Raw genomic sequence first — 15,717 nt, 5'->3', positions numbered from 1 at the left:
ATTTGCTGCGCAAATCTACATCTCGCGCCTTCGGCTACGCCGAAGGGTGCTAGCGCACCTGGCCCTCCAGACGCCTCTGCTCAGCCTCCTGAAGTCGCGAATCTGCGTCGCCTGAACCTGCGCGCTCGAAGATCAAGAGCAGGCGAATCGCTGCGCTCTCGCAGAAGCCAAAGCCAAAGCCAAAGCCAAAGCCAAAGCCAAAGCCAAAGCCAAAGCCAAAGCCAAATTTTGATTTTTCTATTTTGTGTTGTTTGTTCTGGCCTCTTCGCGGGCAAGCCCGCTCCCACAGGTACCGCGCAGATTTCAGTTCAGCGTTGAGCCAGCACTGACACGACGCAGATACTGCAAACCCCACGAACCCTGTGGGAGCGGGCTTGCCCGCGAAGAGGCCGGTATATCCACCACCCGTGACACTATCGCCAGATAACGCAAGCCCAGTCGCCGCCACTAACTTCGCGACTTCAGGAGGCCGAGCGTAGGTGCCTGGAGGGCCAGGTGCGTCAGCACCCTTCGGCGTAGCCGAAGGCGCGAGATGTAGATTTGCGCAGCAAATCGTAGGCCGCGCGGGCCCGGAAGGCACCGAAGCGAGGGGACCCGAAGCGCAGCGTAGGGCCGGATGGTGGAGCGCAGACCTTTTGGTTACTTTTGGGGCGACTGCCAAAAGTGACCCGCCGTAAGGGCGGAAGGCGCCAGTGGCCGCGCCACAAAGAATGGATAAGCTCCCAAACCAAGAAACCAAGAAACCAAGAAACCAAGAAGCCAGCCCAACACAACGATCAGCCCGCACCCCCCTCATCCCCATCAATCATCTTGCGCAATAAAAATAAAATCGCCACCCGCTCAGCCGCATTCAGACACCCCATGCTCAGCTCACTGATCTGCCGCGCACAGGGAATCATCGCATCGAGCAACGCCGCCCCACTGTCGGTCAGCTCGCAAATCACCTTGCGCCGATCCCCCGGATCAGGCGACAGCTGAATCAACCCGCGCGCCTTGAGCCGATCGACGATGCCCCGGATGGTCGCCTGATCCACCGCAGTCGCCTTGATCAACTCAGCCTGGGAACTAGGCCCATGATCGCGCAAGGCGCACAGGGTAACGAACTGGATCGAGGTCAGCTGCGGGTCGCACGCCTGCTGCTGGAAGATCGCCGTATGCCGCTGATAGGCCTTGCGCAGCAAGTGGCCGACCTGTTCGGTAACGTCGTAGGGCGCGGTATCAGGTGCAGCAGTAGCGTTCAGAGTTTTGTTCGACATGTGATGGCTTGGGCTGTGAGGATTGGGCTGGCCGGGACTCCGAAGAGCGGAGCGCCGGGCCAGTATAACCACTAACGCGCCTTGGACTGCTCAGGCGCAACCACATCCCCGGCCAGGACCACAGCAAGGTCGTCCAGATAGATATCGCAATTGCGCAGCGGTATATCCAGGTGGCACGGGGTCTTGCGCTTGCCGCCGACCTCGGTGTTGGGGCCTGTGGAAAACAGGAAGTTGCCATAGAACGCGCGAGCGTCCATGCACATGCCGTCGTTGCGGTCGTGCAGGCCCATCGCCGTCCACTGCGCACGCGGCTGCAAGCCCCAACCGATGTGGGAGATGCCGTAGACCTCAGGGTCGTTGAAATACTTCATGTAGTCACGCAGGTATTCGGCCTCGAAGCCGCCATGGATGCCGGTGATGAAGCCCTTTTCGATCTCCAGGGTAATGCGCTCGCGGCAGTAGTTCTTGAACGGCAGGATGATGTCGCCGACATCCAGCACCAGGGTGCCCTCGGCGCTGTCTTCGTTCGGCCAGGTAAACAGAAAGCCACTGGGCCAGTGGTCCCAACGGCCTGGCTCATCGGCATAGCCGTATTCAGTGACGGCCGGGTACTGGCCAAGCGGCGCATGGAAATCACTGCCTGCCTTGGAACGCACATGCAGGCTGCGCGCCTGTTTGAGCAGGGTTTCAGCGGCCAGCACGCGACGCTTGTCGTCCTCGCTCGGCAGCATGCGCGCCAGGACTTCCGGGGGCTCGACCGCCAACAGGATGCGCGTGCCGGTCTTGAGGATCTGCTCCTGCTCAGGGGAATGCAGCAGCATCATGGTGTCGACGATCAGGTCGGCAGCCTCCAGCGCCCGCTGCGCGGCCAGGTTGCCGGTCAGGGCGGTGTCGCCGCAGTAGGCGGTCATGTCGTTGCCCATCGCCGTGGGGTGATTAAACGATGGCAGCTCAACCGCATACACCTTGGCCTTGAGGCGCTGCGCGGCCTCCATTGCCGCGTTCACCGTACGCGGGTCGGAATAGTGGCTTTTGAGCACGGCGACGCTCTGCGTTTCATCCACACGGGACAGCTTGAGCACGTGTTCGAACATCTGGGTCAGTTCTGCATTGCTAACCGGCATCGGTTTTCTCCTGAGCATGCCTGGATGGGCTCGAGATGCTGCACTGGCGTAGTGCGCGGCGCGTCATCCCGGTGCGAATTAAGAGTGCATACACCCTATTTACCTAAATGAAAGCGCATCCAGTCGACAAGCGCAAGTGGCGCACCAAAACGTTACTATTCCACACATACTCCAGCATTTACGGTGACAAACTGCTAAATTCCACTTTCGATCACTTGTTTGAAATTAATTCATTCGCGCTCTTCCCATTAAAAATTTATAGCGTATACACTCAATTTCATCAGACGGCCGAGCCGCTGAGCACATCACAGAACAAGAGGAGAGATACCTATGCGGGGCAGGCAGAAAATCGCAATCGTCGGAGCAGGTCTGGGTGGCGCGGCTGCCGCCACGTTGCTGCAGCAGGCTGGTTTTGAGGTCGACGTGTACGAGCAGGCGCCGGAATTCACCCGCCTGGGCGCGGGCATTCATATCGGCCCTAACGTGATGAAGATCTTCCGCCGCATGGGGCTGGAGCAAAAGCTGGAGCTGATGAGCTCACATCCGGATTTCTGGTTCAGCCGCGACGGCGTCAGCGGTGACTACCTGTCGCGCATCCCGCTCGGCGAGTTCGCCCGCCGCGAGTACGGCGCCTCGTACATCACCATCCACCGCGGCGACCTGCACGCCCTGCAGATCGATGCGATCAAGCCGGGCACCGTGCACTTCGGCAAGCGCCTGGAAAAGATTGTCGACGAGGGTGACCAGGTACGCCTGGACTTCGCCGACGGCACCCACACCGTGGCCGACATCGTCATCGGCGCCGACGGCATCCACTCGAAGATCCGCGAAGAGCTGCTGGGCGTCGAAGCGCCGATCTACAGCGGCTGGGTCGCCCACCGCGCATTGATTCGCGGCGAGCACCTGGCGCAGCACGCCGATGTGTTCGAGGACTGCGTGAAATGGTGGACCGAAGATCGCCACATGATGGTCTATTACACCACCGGCAAGCGCGACGAGTACTACTTCGTCACCGGCGTACCGCACGAAGCCTGGGACTTCCAGGGCCCATTCGTCGACAGCAGCCAGGAAGAAATGCGCGCGGCCTTCGACGGCTACCACCCCACCGTGCAGAAGCTGATCGGCGCCACCGAGTCGATTACCAAATGGCCGCTGCGCAACCGCAACCCACTGCCGCTGTGGAGCCGTGGTCGCCTGGTACTGCTGGGCGACGCCTGCCACCCGATGAAGCCACACATGGCGCAGGGTGCCTGCATGGCGATCGAAGACGCGGCGATGCTCACCCGCTGCCTGCAAGAAACCGGGCTGTCCGACCACCGCAACGCCTTCGCCCTGTATGAAGCCAACCGCAAGGAGCGTGCCTCCCGAGTGCAGTCGGTATCCAACGCCAACACCTTCCTCTACACCCAGGAAGACCCAGCCTGGGTCTACGGCTACGACCTATACGCCCAAGAACTCAAGAGCGGGGAGGCAGCATGAGCAGCTTTATCGCTGGCGGCAACGTCAGCGCCAACGGCATCCGCCAGCATTACCTGCGCTACGGTGGCAAGGGCCCAGCACTGATCCTGGTGCCGGGTATCACCAGCCCGGCGATCACCTGGGGCTTCGTCGCCGAGCGCCTGGGCCAGCACTTCGACACCTATGTGCTGGATGTACGGGGCCGCGGCCTGTCCGCAAGCGGGCCTGAACTGGACTACGGCACCGATGCCTGCGCGGCGGATATTCCGGCCTTCGCGGCGGCGCTGGGCCTGGACCGCTATCACCTGGTCGGCCACTCGATGGGCGCGCGCTTCGCCATCCGCGCCGCCGCCCAAGGCGCGCCTGGATTGCAGCGACTGGTGCTGATCGATCCGCCGGTGTCCGGCCCGGGCCGTCGCGAGTACCCCAGCAAGCTGCCCTGGTACGTCGACTCGATCCGCCAGGCCACGCTCGGCATGAGCGGCGACGACATGCGCGCGTTCTGCGCGACCTGGACCGACGAACAGCTGGCGCTGCGCGCCGAATGGCTGCACACCTGCTATGAGCCGGCGATCGTGCGCGCCTTCAACGATTTCCACGAAGTCGACATTCACCAGGACCTGCCCCACGTGCATCAGCCGGCGTTGCTGATGGTGGCCGGGCGCGGCGGTGTGATCCAGCCGCAGGACATCGCCGAAATCCGCGAGCTCAAGCCGGACATCCAGGTCGTCCAAGTGGAAAACGCCGGACACATGATTCCCTGGGATGACCTGGAAGGCTTCTTCGCTGCCTTCGCTGACTTCCTCGACCACCCTCTCGTCTGAAGGAGCACAAGACATGACCAAGCTGTACCGCATCGGCCAGATCGTGCCGAGCTCGAACACCACCATGGAAACCGAGATCCCGGCGATGCTGCTGGCCCGTCAGGCGATTCGCCCTGAGCGCTTCACCTTCCACTCCAGCCGCATGCGCATGAAACAGGTAAAGAAAGAAGAACTGGCAGCGATGGACGCTGAGTCCGACCGCTGCGCGCTGGAGCTGTCCGACGCCAAGGTCGACGTCCTGGGCTACGCCTGCCTGGTGGCAATCATGGCGATGGGCCTGGGCTATCACCGCCAGTCGGAGAAACGCCTGCAGAAAGCCACCGCCGACAACGACGCGCTAGCACCGGTAATCACCAGTGCCGGGGCGCTGGTGCAAGCCCTGCATGTGATGAAGGCCAAACGCATCGCCATCGTCGCGCCCTACATGAAGCCGCTGACCGAGCTGGTGGTCAACTACATCCGCGAAGAAGGCTTCGAAGTGCAGGATTGGCGCGCGTTGGAGATCCCCGACAACCTCGCCGTGGCCCGCCACGACCCAGCCAACCTGCCCGGCATCGTCGCCGGCATGAACCTTGAAGGCGTCGATGTTGTGGTGCTTTCGGCCTGCGTGCAGATGCAATCGTTGCCGGCGGTGGCCAAGGTCGAGGCACAAACCGGCAAACCGGTGGTCACCGCCGCCATTGCCACCACCTACGCCATGCTCAAGGCATTGGACCTGGAGCCCGTGGTTCCAGGTGCCGGCGCCCTGCTGTCGGGCGCTTACTGAATCGGGAGACGCACATGAGCGACGCACAAAGCGCCAGTGACAACTACCAGGGCGTATGGGGCCAGCGCATCGGTTTCGGGCGCAAGGCGGCCCTGCTGATGATCGACTTCATGCAGGGCTACACCACCCCCGGTGCGCCGCTCTACGCCCCTGGCGTGGTGACGGCTGTCGAGCAGGCCGCCGGCCTGCTGGCCCTGGCCCGTGACTGCGGTACGCTGGTGGTGCACACCAACATCCGCTACCAGGGCCCCCACTTCGCCGATGGCGGGGTGTGGGTGCGCAAGGCACCGGTGATGAAGGACATGGTCGAGGGCAACCCGCTGGCCGAGTTCTGTGAGGCGGTGCTGCCCCAGGCAGATGAAGTGGTGCTCAGCAAGCAGTACGCCAGCGCCTTTTTCGGCACCAGCCTGGCCTCGCTACTGCATGCCCAAGGCATCGACACCGTGGTACTGGCCGGCTGCTCGACCAGCGGCTGCATCCGCGCCAGTGCAGTCGATGCGCTGCAGCATGGTTTCAGAACCATCGTGGTGCGCGAGTGCGTCGGTGATCGGCACAACGATCCGCATGAAGCCAACTTGTTCGACATCGACAGCAAGTACGGCGATGTCATCAGCCGGCAGGAGGCCATGACTCAATTGCAGCGTCTGGCCGGCTGAAACCCGGCCGCCCTTTTGCCCATAACAATTACGCAACGGCGCGGGAAGCCCGTTGCATGACCGTCCGCTGTGCAGACGGCCGCCCCGCAGGAGCGCTCGGGGCCTTGTGACGCTGCCCAGAAACGTCGCGTATAGTGCGCGGCGCGCCTGGAGCGTCGAAAACTGCTGGCCTAAAAACAACCACAAAGTCGCCCGCCAGGAGACAGGAAATGCCAATTGCGAATGCAACCACGGTCCACGCTGAAGTCGACCAGGGTACTCAAGCGCTTTACCGCAGGATCACCTGGAGGCTCATCCCCTTCCTGTGCTTCTGCTACCTCGCAGCCTATCTGGACCGCATCAACGTCGGCTTCGCCAAGCTGCAAATGCTCGAAGACCTGCAGTTCAGCACCGCAGCCTATGGCCTGGGTGCGGGGCTGTTCTTCGTCGGCTATATCATTTTCGAAGTGCCGAGCAACCTGATCCTGCAGCGGGTCGGCGCCAAGCTGTGGATCGCCCGCATCATGATCACCTGGGGCCTGCTCTCGGCCTGCACCATGTTCGTCACCAGCACCACGCAATTCTACATCCTGCGCTTTCTGCTCGGCGCGGCCGAAGCGGGCTTTCTGCCAGGGGTGCTGTTCTACCTGACCATGTGGTACCCGACCTACCGCCGCGGGCGGATCATTGCCCTGTTCATGATCGGCCTGCCGCTGTCGAGCGTGATCGGCGGGCCGATCTCTGGCTGGATCATGGGCCACTTCGATCAGGTCCACGGCCTGCATGGCTGGCAGTGGCTGTTCTTGCTCGAGGCCATCCCCAGCGTGCTGCTGGGCATCCTGACGTTCTGGGCGTTGCCGAACAACTTCCAGCAGGCCAAGTGGTTGTCGGATGACGACAAGGCGCAGCTGGCAGCGGACCTTGCTGCCGATGATGCCGAGGGCAAGGGCAGCAAGCACAGCTTCCGCGATGGCTTCTTCAACCTGAAGGTGTGGATGCTTGGCGGCATCGACTTCTCGATCCTGCTCAGCGCCTATGCCATGGGGTTCTGGATGCCGACCTTCATCCGCGATGCCGGCGTCAGCGACACCTTCCACATTGGCCTGCTCACGGCGATCCCGAGCCTGGCCGCGCTGCTTGGCATGCTGATGATCGGGGCCAGCTCCGACCGCCATCGCGAACGCCGCTGGCACATCATCGTGCCCTTCATCATCGGCGCGATCGCCATGGCCAGCAGCACCCTGTTCAGCCAGAACCTGGTGATGACCGTACTGCTGTTCGCCATCGCCTCGGCGGCGATCATCGGTGCCGTGCCGGTGTTCTTCAGCCTGCCGGCGACCTTCCTCAAGGGCACGGCGGCAGCCACCGGTTTCGCCCTCGCCTGTTCACTGGCCAATATCGCAGGCTTGGTGAGCAACTCGCTGATGGGCATGGTCACCGACCTGACCGGCACCTCCCATGCGGCGCTGTGGGTGTTCGCCCTGTGCCTGCTGCTCAGCTGCTTTTTGGTGATCGCCCTGCCGGCGAAGCTGGTCAACCGCTAACGGTCCAGCGCTTCGCGTAACGGCAGCGCAAGCGGGCCTGCAGCCCGCTTGCCGATCCCTTTCAACGCACCCCCCGTCGTGGACGACCGCCAGGTCGCCACGCAGGGTTGCTGTTGCCTGAATTCAGGAGTAGCTCACATGCAAGGTCACACCCATCAACGCTTAGCCTGCACCGCACGCCTGACTGGCGGTTGTCTTGCCGCCGCCCTGTGCGCCGAAGCGACGGCCGAAGAAGCCGGCTTCATCGAAGGCGCCAAGGCCACGCTACAAGCACGCAATTATTTCTTCAGCCGCGACTATGCCGATATCAAAGGCAGCAGCACCCAGTCGCGCACCCAGGAGTGGGCTCAAGGCTTTATCCTCAATACCAGCTCCGGCTACACCCAGGGCACCCTGGGCGTCGGCATCGACGTCACTGGCCTACTCGGCTTCAAACTCGACAGCAGCCCTGAGCACGCCAAGTCCGGGCTCTTGCCCAGCCTTGAAAGCGGCAAGTCTGCCGACAACTACAGCCGCCTGGGCGCGGCGATCAAGTTCAAGCTATCGCAGACCGAGCTCAAAGTCGGTGAGCTAATGCCCAACCTGCCGGTGCTGCTGTTCAGCGACCTGCGCCTGCTGCCGCCGACCTACCAAGGCGCGATGCTCGAGTCACGCGAGTTCGCCGGGCTGACCTTGAGCGCCGGGCAGTTCCGCTCGACCAGCCTGCGCGACTCTTCCAACAGCCAGAAGATGTATGCGCTGGTCAACGATCCGATCAATCCGGCACGTCTGGCACGGTTTACCAGTGACCGCTTCAACTACGTCGGCGCCGACTATACCTTCAACGACAACCGCACCAGCGTCGGCGTGTGGCAGGCGCAACTGGAGGATATCTATCAACAGCGCTTCTACAGCTTCAAGCACGCCGAGCCGCTGGGTGACTGGACAATGGGGGTTAATGCCGGCTACTTCGATGCCCGCGAGGATGGCCGCCAGATCGCTGGCAAGTACGACAACCATGCGCTGTTCAGCCTGTTCTCGGCCAAGACCGGCGGGCATACCTTCTACGTCGGCTATCAGCAGATCGGCGGAGACGACGGCTTCATCCAGGTCGGCGCCAACACCAACCCGATGGGCAACACCCTGCCCACCTACGAGTTCTCGGCGCCGGGAGAGCGCTCATGGCAGGTGCGCCATGACTACAACTTCGTCGCATTGGGGATTCCGGGGCTGACTTCGACCCTGCGCTATGTCCAAGGGCGTGATGTAGAGACTGGGCTGGGCTTCGAGGGGCGTGACCGTGAGCGCGACCTGGACCTGGCCTATGTGGTCCAGAGCGGGCCGTTGGCCGGGCTGGGGGTGCGGCTACGCAACGTTATGGCACGTTCGAACTACCGCACGGATATCGATGAGAACCGGTTGATTCTGAGTTATACGGTCAAGCTGTTCTGAATGGGGCGAGGCTGGAGCCACCCGCAAGGCGCTCCAGCCTGCCCAGCGGCGCTGATCACCAGCGCCTCCCCTTCAAACCGACACGCCGCCTTGATAAGGCGGCGGCAGGTTTCATGGCTTGAAGCCCTTGTCTTTGCTCCGATCAGGCGGGCTGATGTTCCAGAAGTTCTCGCTGGCCTCTTGTTGCTGCTTGGCCTTTTTTTCGGCTTCCGATTCCCAGCAGCCGCTGAGCGACAGAGCAGTGACGGCGACGAGGATTGCGCCGATGAGGGTGCGCTTCATGAGGTTCCTTCCTTGGAAATGGCCGGGCGTTATATCAAATATCGATTTGCAGCGCAAAACCCTGCACCAGCGCCTTGCGCTAATACACAAAAATCATCATCCCGGTATTGTCGGCACTACCGGAGAGTCGCCAGCCATCGATCAAATTGGTTAAGCTGGCGCGTTATGTGTCGCCACTAAGATGAGCTTCACAACCAGAGACCTCCACGTTTGCGCAAGAAGGACCAAGGAAATATGGATATTAAAGTTGTTCAGCTGACCGCAGCGATGGCAATGGCTGCGATTCTGGCCGGCTGCTCAGAAGAAAAAGTTCCTGAGCCAACCGCGGATAACTGCGCACCTGAGATGTACGAGCAGAACCTGGCGAGCCTTTCGAAAGAAGCCAATCGCAACGAATTCATCGCCAACTGCAAGAGCTTTCTTGCGGCCAAGAAGATGACCGAGTGGACGTTCGAGAAGAGCCCGGAAGGTAAATACTGAGTCAGCCTGTCGCCATTCGATCCGATGCAAAGAGGAGCCCAACGGCTCCTCTTGTGTTTCTGCAACGAGCGTATGTCAGTGCCCTCACCATCGGCCTGCGAGGTAGAACATACCTCCAGCAAAACAGCTGATGAAAACGCCATCGAGCACATCGCCGGCAGTACCGCACCCCGACAGATAGGCTTCGACCTGCACTACCAGGAACAACATGGCGAGCAAAAGAACGACGCCCATGATGCGCCGCTGAAGCTTGAACCTGGCCTTCTCAGTTCCGAACCACAGCATACCTGCCTCCTGCTCTAATCCCTCTACACCCCCACGCAATCTCGAAATCCGCGGCGGATAGAAATGATCTTACAAGGGGAAACATTGGGTTTGGCGATAGTCGCAGCCTTGCAACTTCTGCAACGCACGCCAAACCCTATGCAAAGAACGGCTCAAACCAAACGGCTATCAGATCTTCGGCTTGACCGCCCTTGCTTGCTCGTCTGCCAGTTTCTGTTTGCGCTCAGCTTCTGCCTTGGCATCGCCAGCAGCCAGCTCATCAAACATCGACTTGGCATCAATGATCGACACAGTGTAGTGAGGCACCATGTCGTCACTTTGCGTCGAAGCGCCAACCGAGATGATTTTGCCGCAGTTTGGGCTGAACGAACGCGGGGCGCTTATCGACACGCCCGGGATATTGCTGCTGCGAGCGCCGCCCTGGCAAGGCGCCACGCCAGAGCCAAACCACTGTTTGCCGTTGCGGTCGTATTGCCAGTTGAAGCCGAGCCCCATCATGTTCGAGGTGCTGGAAGGTTTACCGAACTTTTCCGTCAGGGCTGCCTTGAGCGCGTCGATCTTGATACGCCCGCCTTCATCGAAGCGCTGAACGCGAGCGATGAACCAAACCTTGCCAGACTCGTTCTGCAGCGCTGCAAACTCGTCGGATGGCCCGCCTGCATTGGTGGTGCCAGTCCATGGCATCCGGTCGTCCGTCTTCGCCGTGACGCCAGCTTCCTGGCCGGTAGTCAGCATCAACGAAGAAATTTTGTAGTCGGGATTGGCCTTGGCAATGGCGGCCTTGGCTTCAGCCAACGAGGAACCGATGACCACGCCTGAAATATCGTCTGCGGCCAGGGTTGCCGTGCTTGCGAGGGCGGCAAGAGTGGCGGCGGCTAAGACACTTAACCCCTTCAGATGAGCGTTCTTGCAAGCCTTTTTCAGTACTTGCGCGTCGTTATGTTCGTTTGCAACAACAGCCAATTGCATGAGACCTCTTCCTGAAGTCGATTGAAGGACGCAAAAGGTATCACATTGTTTCCATTTGCAAAGCGCGAGAGCTCTGCTGCCAAATCGCCTCGTGGATCTCTGCGCTTCCGGCAGAACAGCATCATCGCCTCGGCCGCTCCAGATGCGGCCCAAGCGTCGAGCGGGGCCAATCTTACTCAGCTTTGGACTCTAGGCATCCGCTGAGCATTGCAGCGCCGAACAAGGCCAGCAGGGAGAGTGCGAGGGAGCGAATCATGGCGTGAACCCCTCGTCTTGGCTTTCATCAGGCGGAGTGATGTTCCAGAAGTTCTCGCTCGCTTCCTGTTGTTCCTTGGCCTTCTTCTCTGCTTCGGATTCCCAGCAACCGCTAAGCGACAGCGCAGTGAGGGCTACAAGCATTGCTCCAATGACGGTGCGTTTCATGAGGTTCCTTCCTGTGAAATGGCCGGGCGTTATACCAAAGATCCACATCCATCGCAAAACCTCACACCGCGTGCTGCCCGTCAGCTCTTCCCCTCTTGAACGATGAGCCTGACTCAATTCATTGCGCACGGTTGCGCTATTCGCTTCGTTTTCGAATATACGAACGCATCGTCCTGCGTTGAATCCAACTGATAATAATGACTTGCAGTGCAATGCAGAGAACTATGAATACACCCCTGGCCGCTTTGCTCCATGGGAGCTCAAAGGACAGGGCGATCCATAGAAACATCAAGCTTCCTTGAAAAAACAGGCTCATCATTGAAGCTACAAAGAAATTAAACCGGGACCAGCTCTTTGGGACGAACTCCAACGGGCCCATGCAAAAGAGAACGATGCCGAAGGGCATACTAAACACGACCAGGAGCGTACCCAGGTCTACGTACCGGAGCAAAACGCACCATACGGCGAACCCTACCAAAGCAACTGTGCGCCAACGATTAGTCATCAGTGGCGAAAGAAGCACCTTCACTCTTTTCCGCCACCCCATCATCACTCTCCTTGTTTGGTGGTGACGAAGAAAAGGCCACCCATAAAAAAAATCCAGCCACCGTTAAGTGACTGGATTTTTTAGGGATTTTTGGTCGGGACGGAGTGATTCGAACACTCGACCCCTTGCACCCCATGCGTTTATTTAGTGTATTTTCATGGAGTGATCTGGACTGCCACGGAAAGCATACAAGCTAGCAAATACGCGGCATACAGACTATATTACGTTCTATCTCTGTCCATCAGCATCCACCTATAGCCGGTCGATCCGGTGGGGCAAAAGTGGGGCAAAATTCCAAGGTGATCGACCTTGGCTAGGGGTAGACATTGGCAAAGATCACAGTGAAGCAACTCGAAGCACTCACACCCGCCGATGATGGCAAAACGCTCCGTGAAGAGGGTGGCCTGACCGCCAAAGTTCGTGCAGGTGTGCGCGGCGTTACAGCGCTGTTCCGCTACGAGTTCAAAATGGGCGGAGCCAAACGCGATCAGCGCCTAGGTAGCTGGCCCAAAAAATCGCTAGCGCAGATTCGTGCTGAGCGAGACGAAGTGAGAGCAAGCGTTACTAAAGGTATAGAACCCGCCATTGCCCGAAAGGCAGCTAAGATCGAGGCTCAAGCTGCGGTCGCCGCAACCATTGCTGAAGCCGAACGTCAGGCTGCAGAAAACAAGACGGTCACCGACCTTTTTGAAGAGTGGATGCGCGACGGGGTATCTCGCCAGGACGGCAACGCAGAACTGCGCCGCAGCTTTTCCAAAGACGTGCTACCAGCTATTGGCGATAAACCACTGCGAACCATAACTGAAAAAGATCTGCTCGCCCTCCTGCGCTCGATTAAAGCCCGCGGTCTAAACCGTACCGTCGTTATTCGCAGCAAGGACATAGGTCAGATGCTGAGATGGGCCGAGAAACGCAAGCCGTGGCGCACCCTGATGGTAGACGGTAATCCCGCCGACCTGATTGACGTCAATAAGCTACTTGATCATGACTATCAGGAGCAGCGCGATCGTCTTCTATCCACTGACGAAATCCAAGAGCTGCAACAAATTTTCACTCGCTTGGTGTGTGAGTATGATGCCTTGCCCGCCGGTAAGAAATACTCCGGCATCCGACCTGTGAATTCTCGCGTGCAATGCGCAGTCTGGATCTGCCTTAGCACGCTCTGTCGCATTGGAGAGCTCCTAAAATCCGAATGGCGACATGTCGATCTCGAGAACGGCACCTGGTTCATTCCAGCAGAAGCCACCAAAGGTCATAAAGGTAAACGGCAGGATCACCATGTATTCCTATCATCATTCGCGCTGAACCAGTTCAAACGTCTTAGAGAAGAAACAGGCCACACCCAGTTCTGCTTTCCCAGCAAAGACGAAAGCAGTCATGTGGATACCAAAACAGTCAGCAAGCTGATCGGAGACCGGCAATGCTGCTTCAAGAATCGCAGCAAGCCTTTATCTGGTCGGCATCACGACGACTCACTGGTACTAAGCCAAGGTAACAAGGGCGAATGGACTCCGCATGACTTGCGTCGTACAGGAGCGACCATGATGCAGGAGCTCGGTGTGACATTAGAAATCATTGATCGTTGCCAGAATCACCTGCTGGGAGGCTCAAAGGTACGCCGGCATTATCTGCATTATGACTATGCCAAGGAGAAAAATGAGGCATGGAGCATACTAGGGGATCGCCTTGAAACAATCCTTCGAGCTCCAACGGCTGAAATCTAATGAGAAACTAATCGGAGCGGGAAACGAGACTCGCATCGGGCCTGCGAGCTTTTGAAATCTAAGGGTTTACAGCTATCCCTGAAACAGACATGGCCTTGATTCTGGACTCATTCTTCAAGGCTTGCAATCCCTTGAGTTGTGAACGAACGGCGCGTCTCGTCGGCCTTTTGAAGATCGACACAACGTCGCAGAAATCATATTAACCAATGATCAGATTCCGCAGAATCCTGATCTGCGGCCAACGCAGCCATTCGCGACCAATCGGTTGGCGAATAGCTCTGCCTTGTTGGCAATGCCGTTCGAGTGCTCAGCTAACACTCTTACTTTTGAGACAGCTAACGCTAAGCACCTGATTTATAAATGAATAAATTTTGGCACCCGTATTGCTGCAAGGTGAATTACCATTTCTCCCCAAGGTGCCTTGCCATGGAAATACCCCGCCCTATTTCTGCAAATCTGGAGTCCCAGCAAGCGTGGTGGCAGTACGATATCGAGACTGCGAGAGGTCAGCCCTCCCCCGCGTTCAAGGGAGGGGCTAGGTATGACGTCGTAGTCATCGGCGGTGGCTTCACCGGCCTTTGGACAGCGTTGACCCTCAAGCAGCGCAGGCCGCAGTTGCAGGTCGCGGTTCTTGAAGCCTTCCGCACTGGAGATGGCGCAAGCACCCGCAATGGCGGAATCGTTCACGGGTACTGGCAGTCGCTAGCGTCCAACATCAAGACGCTGGGCGTAGATGCCGCCCTTGACCTCGCTCATCTCGGAAGCCGGGCGCAGGATGCGTTTCGGGCTTACGCCAGCGCTTGCGATAACGATGTCGAATGGCGGGAAGCCGGCAACCTGCGCGTCTCGACCTGCCCCGCCCAGGAGCGGCAGCTCGATGAGTTCCACCAGCAATGCCAAGGCTTGGGCGTCGAGCGCTACATCCAGGCGCTGGCGCCCGAACAAGTCAGCGAGATCATCGGCAGCCGCACCTTCGGCAAGGGGCTGTTCTTTCCGGAAGCCGGCAATGTCCACCCGGGAAAGTTCAACCGCTTTCTCGACAAGTTGCAACCGGTCATCGCAGCGGTCACCCGCTCGGTGAACGACACACGGGCGACCGCAGACAAGGCCGCGTCCGTAGCGGCCTCGGGGCTGTCTGGCATGCAACAGCAGTTCAGGGAGATCGACTTGGTCGCGACAGCCTCCCAGGAAATGACCGCCACGTCTCATGAAGTGGCCCAAAGTGCCGCCCTGGCCGCCAACGCGGTGGCGGATGTGGACTCCGCAACCCAGGAGGGACTGCGGGTCATCAGCCATACCAATGACGTGATCGTCCAGCTCGCCCGGCACCTCGACCAGGCGCAGCAGGATGTGTCGGGTCTAGCAAGCAGCAGCGATGAAATCGGCGGGGTACTGGAGGTCATTCGCTCGATCGCCGAGCAGACCAACCTGCTGGCCCTCAACGCGGCGATCGAGGCAGCGCGAGCAGGAGAGTCCGGCCGGGGCTTTGCCGTGGTAGCCGACGAGGTCCGTCATCTCGCCCAGCGCACCCAGGACTCGGTCAGCGAGATCCGTGTCGTCATCGAACAGTTGCAAGCCGGCACCCACCTGGTGGTGAAGGCCATGCAGCGTAGCCATGCCCAGGCCACCAGCAGTGTCGAGGAGGTACGACGGGCGAGTAAAGTGCTGGATGATAACAACACCGCGGTGGCCGTCATCAACGACATGAATCTGCAGATCGCCAGCGCCGCCGAGGAACAGAGCGCCGTATCCGAGGAAGTGAGCAAGACAGTCATCGCCATCAGGGACGTGACGAAGGAGCTGGCGAACCATTCGGAACATGCTGCGACCATCAGTAGCAGCCTCAATGGACTTGCCAATGATCAGCAGCGCCTGATGTCTGGCTTCAGGACTTGACGATGACCGCGATGACACTACGGCAGGGATCCTGCCACCTGCTGCACGTCGCTATTTCAGGTCGGGGCATAAA

General features: G+C 59.5%; 15 protein-coding genes. 9 read left to right on the top strand and 6 right to left on the bottom strand.

The window, feature by feature from the left end:
• Positions 1–776: 776 nt before the first annotated feature.
• Positions 777–1,256 (bottom strand): MarR family winged helix-turn-helix transcriptional regulator, encoded by a 480-nt coding sequence (locus tag HU737_RS07020; RefSeq protein ID WP_186553605.1) that lies wholly within the window; start codon positions 1,254–1,256, stop codon positions 777–779.
• A gap of 71 nt (positions 1,257–1,327) precedes the next feature.
• On the bottom strand, positions 1,328–2,380 hold the full coding sequence (locus tag HU737_RS07015; protein WP_186553606.1) for a 2,5-dihydroxypyridine 5,6-dioxygenase: 1,053 nt from the start codon (positions 2,378–2,380) through the stop codon (positions 1,328–1,330).
• 330 nt (positions 2,381–2,710) lie between these two features.
• Here HU737_RS07015 and HU737_RS07010 point away from each other — a divergent pair, with 330 nt between their 5' ends.
• The 6 genes from HU737_RS07010 (at position 2,711) to HU737_RS06985 (ending at position 9,038) form a co-directional block, all read left to right on the top strand.
• Complete coding sequence (locus tag HU737_RS07010; RefSeq protein ID WP_186553607.1) at positions 2,711–3,859, top strand: FAD-dependent monooxygenase; 1,149 nt, start codon at positions 2,711–2,713, stop codon at positions 3,857–3,859.
• A complete protein-coding gene (gene nicD, locus HU737_RS07005) occupies positions 3,856–4,662 on the top strand; it encodes an N-formylmaleamate deformylase (protein WP_186553608.1) in 807 nt (268 codons plus the stop codon). Before HU737_RS07010 ends, nicD begins: the two co-directional genes overlap by 4 nt.
• Positions 4,663–4,675: 13 nt before the next feature.
• The gene (locus tag HU737_RS07000) at positions 4,676–5,428 is read left to right on the top strand and encodes a maleate cis-trans isomerase family protein (protein ID WP_186553609.1); all 753 of its coding nucleotides are present in this window, start codon (positions 4,676–4,678) and stop codon (positions 5,426–5,428) included.
• A gap of 14 nt (positions 5,429–5,442) precedes the next feature.
• Positions 5,443–6,084 (top strand): N-carbamoylsarcosine amidohydrolase, encoded by a 642-nt coding sequence (locus HU737_RS06995; RefSeq protein WP_186553610.1) that lies wholly within the window; start codon positions 5,443–5,445, stop codon positions 6,082–6,084.
• A gap of 209 nt (positions 6,085–6,293) precedes the next feature.
• Positions 6,294–7,607, top strand: coding sequence for an MFS transporter (locus tag HU737_RS06990; protein ID WP_186553611.1), 1,314 nt, complete (start codon positions 6,294–6,296; stop codon positions 7,605–7,607).
• Between the two features lie 138 nt (positions 7,608–7,745).
• The gene (locus HU737_RS06985) at positions 7,746–9,038 is read left to right on the top strand and encodes an OprD family porin (RefSeq protein ID WP_186553612.1); all 1,293 of its coding nucleotides are present in this window, start codon (positions 7,746–7,748) and stop codon (positions 9,036–9,038) included.
• Positions 9,039–9,149: 111 nt separating this feature from the next.
• On the opposite strand, the gene HU737_RS06980 is transcribed toward HU737_RS06985, so the two are convergent.
• The gene (locus HU737_RS06980; protein WP_186553613.1) at positions 9,150–9,320 is read right to left on the bottom strand and encodes a hypothetical protein; all 171 of its coding nucleotides are present in this window, start codon (positions 9,318–9,320) and stop codon (positions 9,150–9,152) included.
• A 234-nt stretch (positions 9,321–9,554) separates the two neighbouring features.
• Here HU737_RS06980 and trbK point away from each other — a divergent pair, with 234 nt between their 5' ends.
• A complete protein-coding gene (gene trbK / locus HU737_RS06975) occupies positions 9,555–9,800 on the top strand; it encodes an entry exclusion lipoprotein TrbK (protein ID WP_186553614.1) in 246 nt (81 codons plus the stop codon).
• Positions 9,801–9,884: 84 nt separating this feature from the next.
• On the opposite strand, the gene HU737_RS06970 is transcribed toward trbK, so the two are convergent.
• From HU737_RS06970 to HU737_RS06960, 3 genes are all read right to left on the bottom strand, one after another.
• Positions 9,885–10,085 carry a hypothetical protein gene (locus tag HU737_RS06970; protein ID WP_186553615.1) on the bottom strand — a complete coding sequence of 67 codons (201 nt, stop codon included), beginning with the start codon at positions 10,083–10,085 and terminating at the stop codon, positions 9,885–9,887.
• Between the two features lie 168 nt (positions 10,086–10,253).
• Positions 10,254–11,054: a hypothetical protein gene (locus tag HU737_RS06965; RefSeq protein WP_186553616.1), complete on the bottom strand. Its 801-nt coding sequence runs from the start codon at positions 11,052–11,054 to the stop codon at positions 10,254–10,256.
• Between the two features lie 252 nt (positions 11,055–11,306).
• The gene (locus HU737_RS06960; protein WP_186553617.1) at positions 11,307–11,477 is read right to left on the bottom strand and encodes a hypothetical protein; all 171 of its coding nucleotides are present in this window, start codon (positions 11,475–11,477) and stop codon (positions 11,307–11,309) included.
• Positions 11,478–12,350: 873 nt separating this feature from the next.
• On the opposite strand from HU737_RS06960, the gene HU737_RS06955 reads away from it, so the two are divergent.
• Together HU737_RS06955 and HU737_RS26760 are read left to right on the top strand one after the other, a co-directional pair.
• Positions 12,351–13,748: a tyrosine-type recombinase/integrase gene (locus tag HU737_RS06955; RefSeq protein ID WP_186553618.1), complete on the top strand. Its 1,398-nt coding sequence runs from the start codon at positions 12,351–12,353 to the stop codon at positions 13,746–13,748.
• Positions 13,749–14,108: 360 nt separating this feature from the next.
• A complete protein-coding gene (locus HU737_RS26760) occupies positions 14,109–15,644 on the top strand; it encodes an FAD-dependent oxidoreductase (protein WP_186553619.1) in 1,536 nt (511 codons plus the stop codon).
• Positions 15,645–15,717 lie beyond the last annotated feature (73 nt).

This window comes from Pseudomonas urmiensis, assembly GCF_014268815.2.
In the GTDB taxonomy this organism is placed as follows: Bacteria; Pseudomonadota; Gammaproteobacteria; order Pseudomonadales; family Pseudomonadaceae; genus Aquipseudomonas; species Aquipseudomonas urmiensis.
This window is presented reverse-complemented; position numbering and strand designations above follow the sequence as displayed.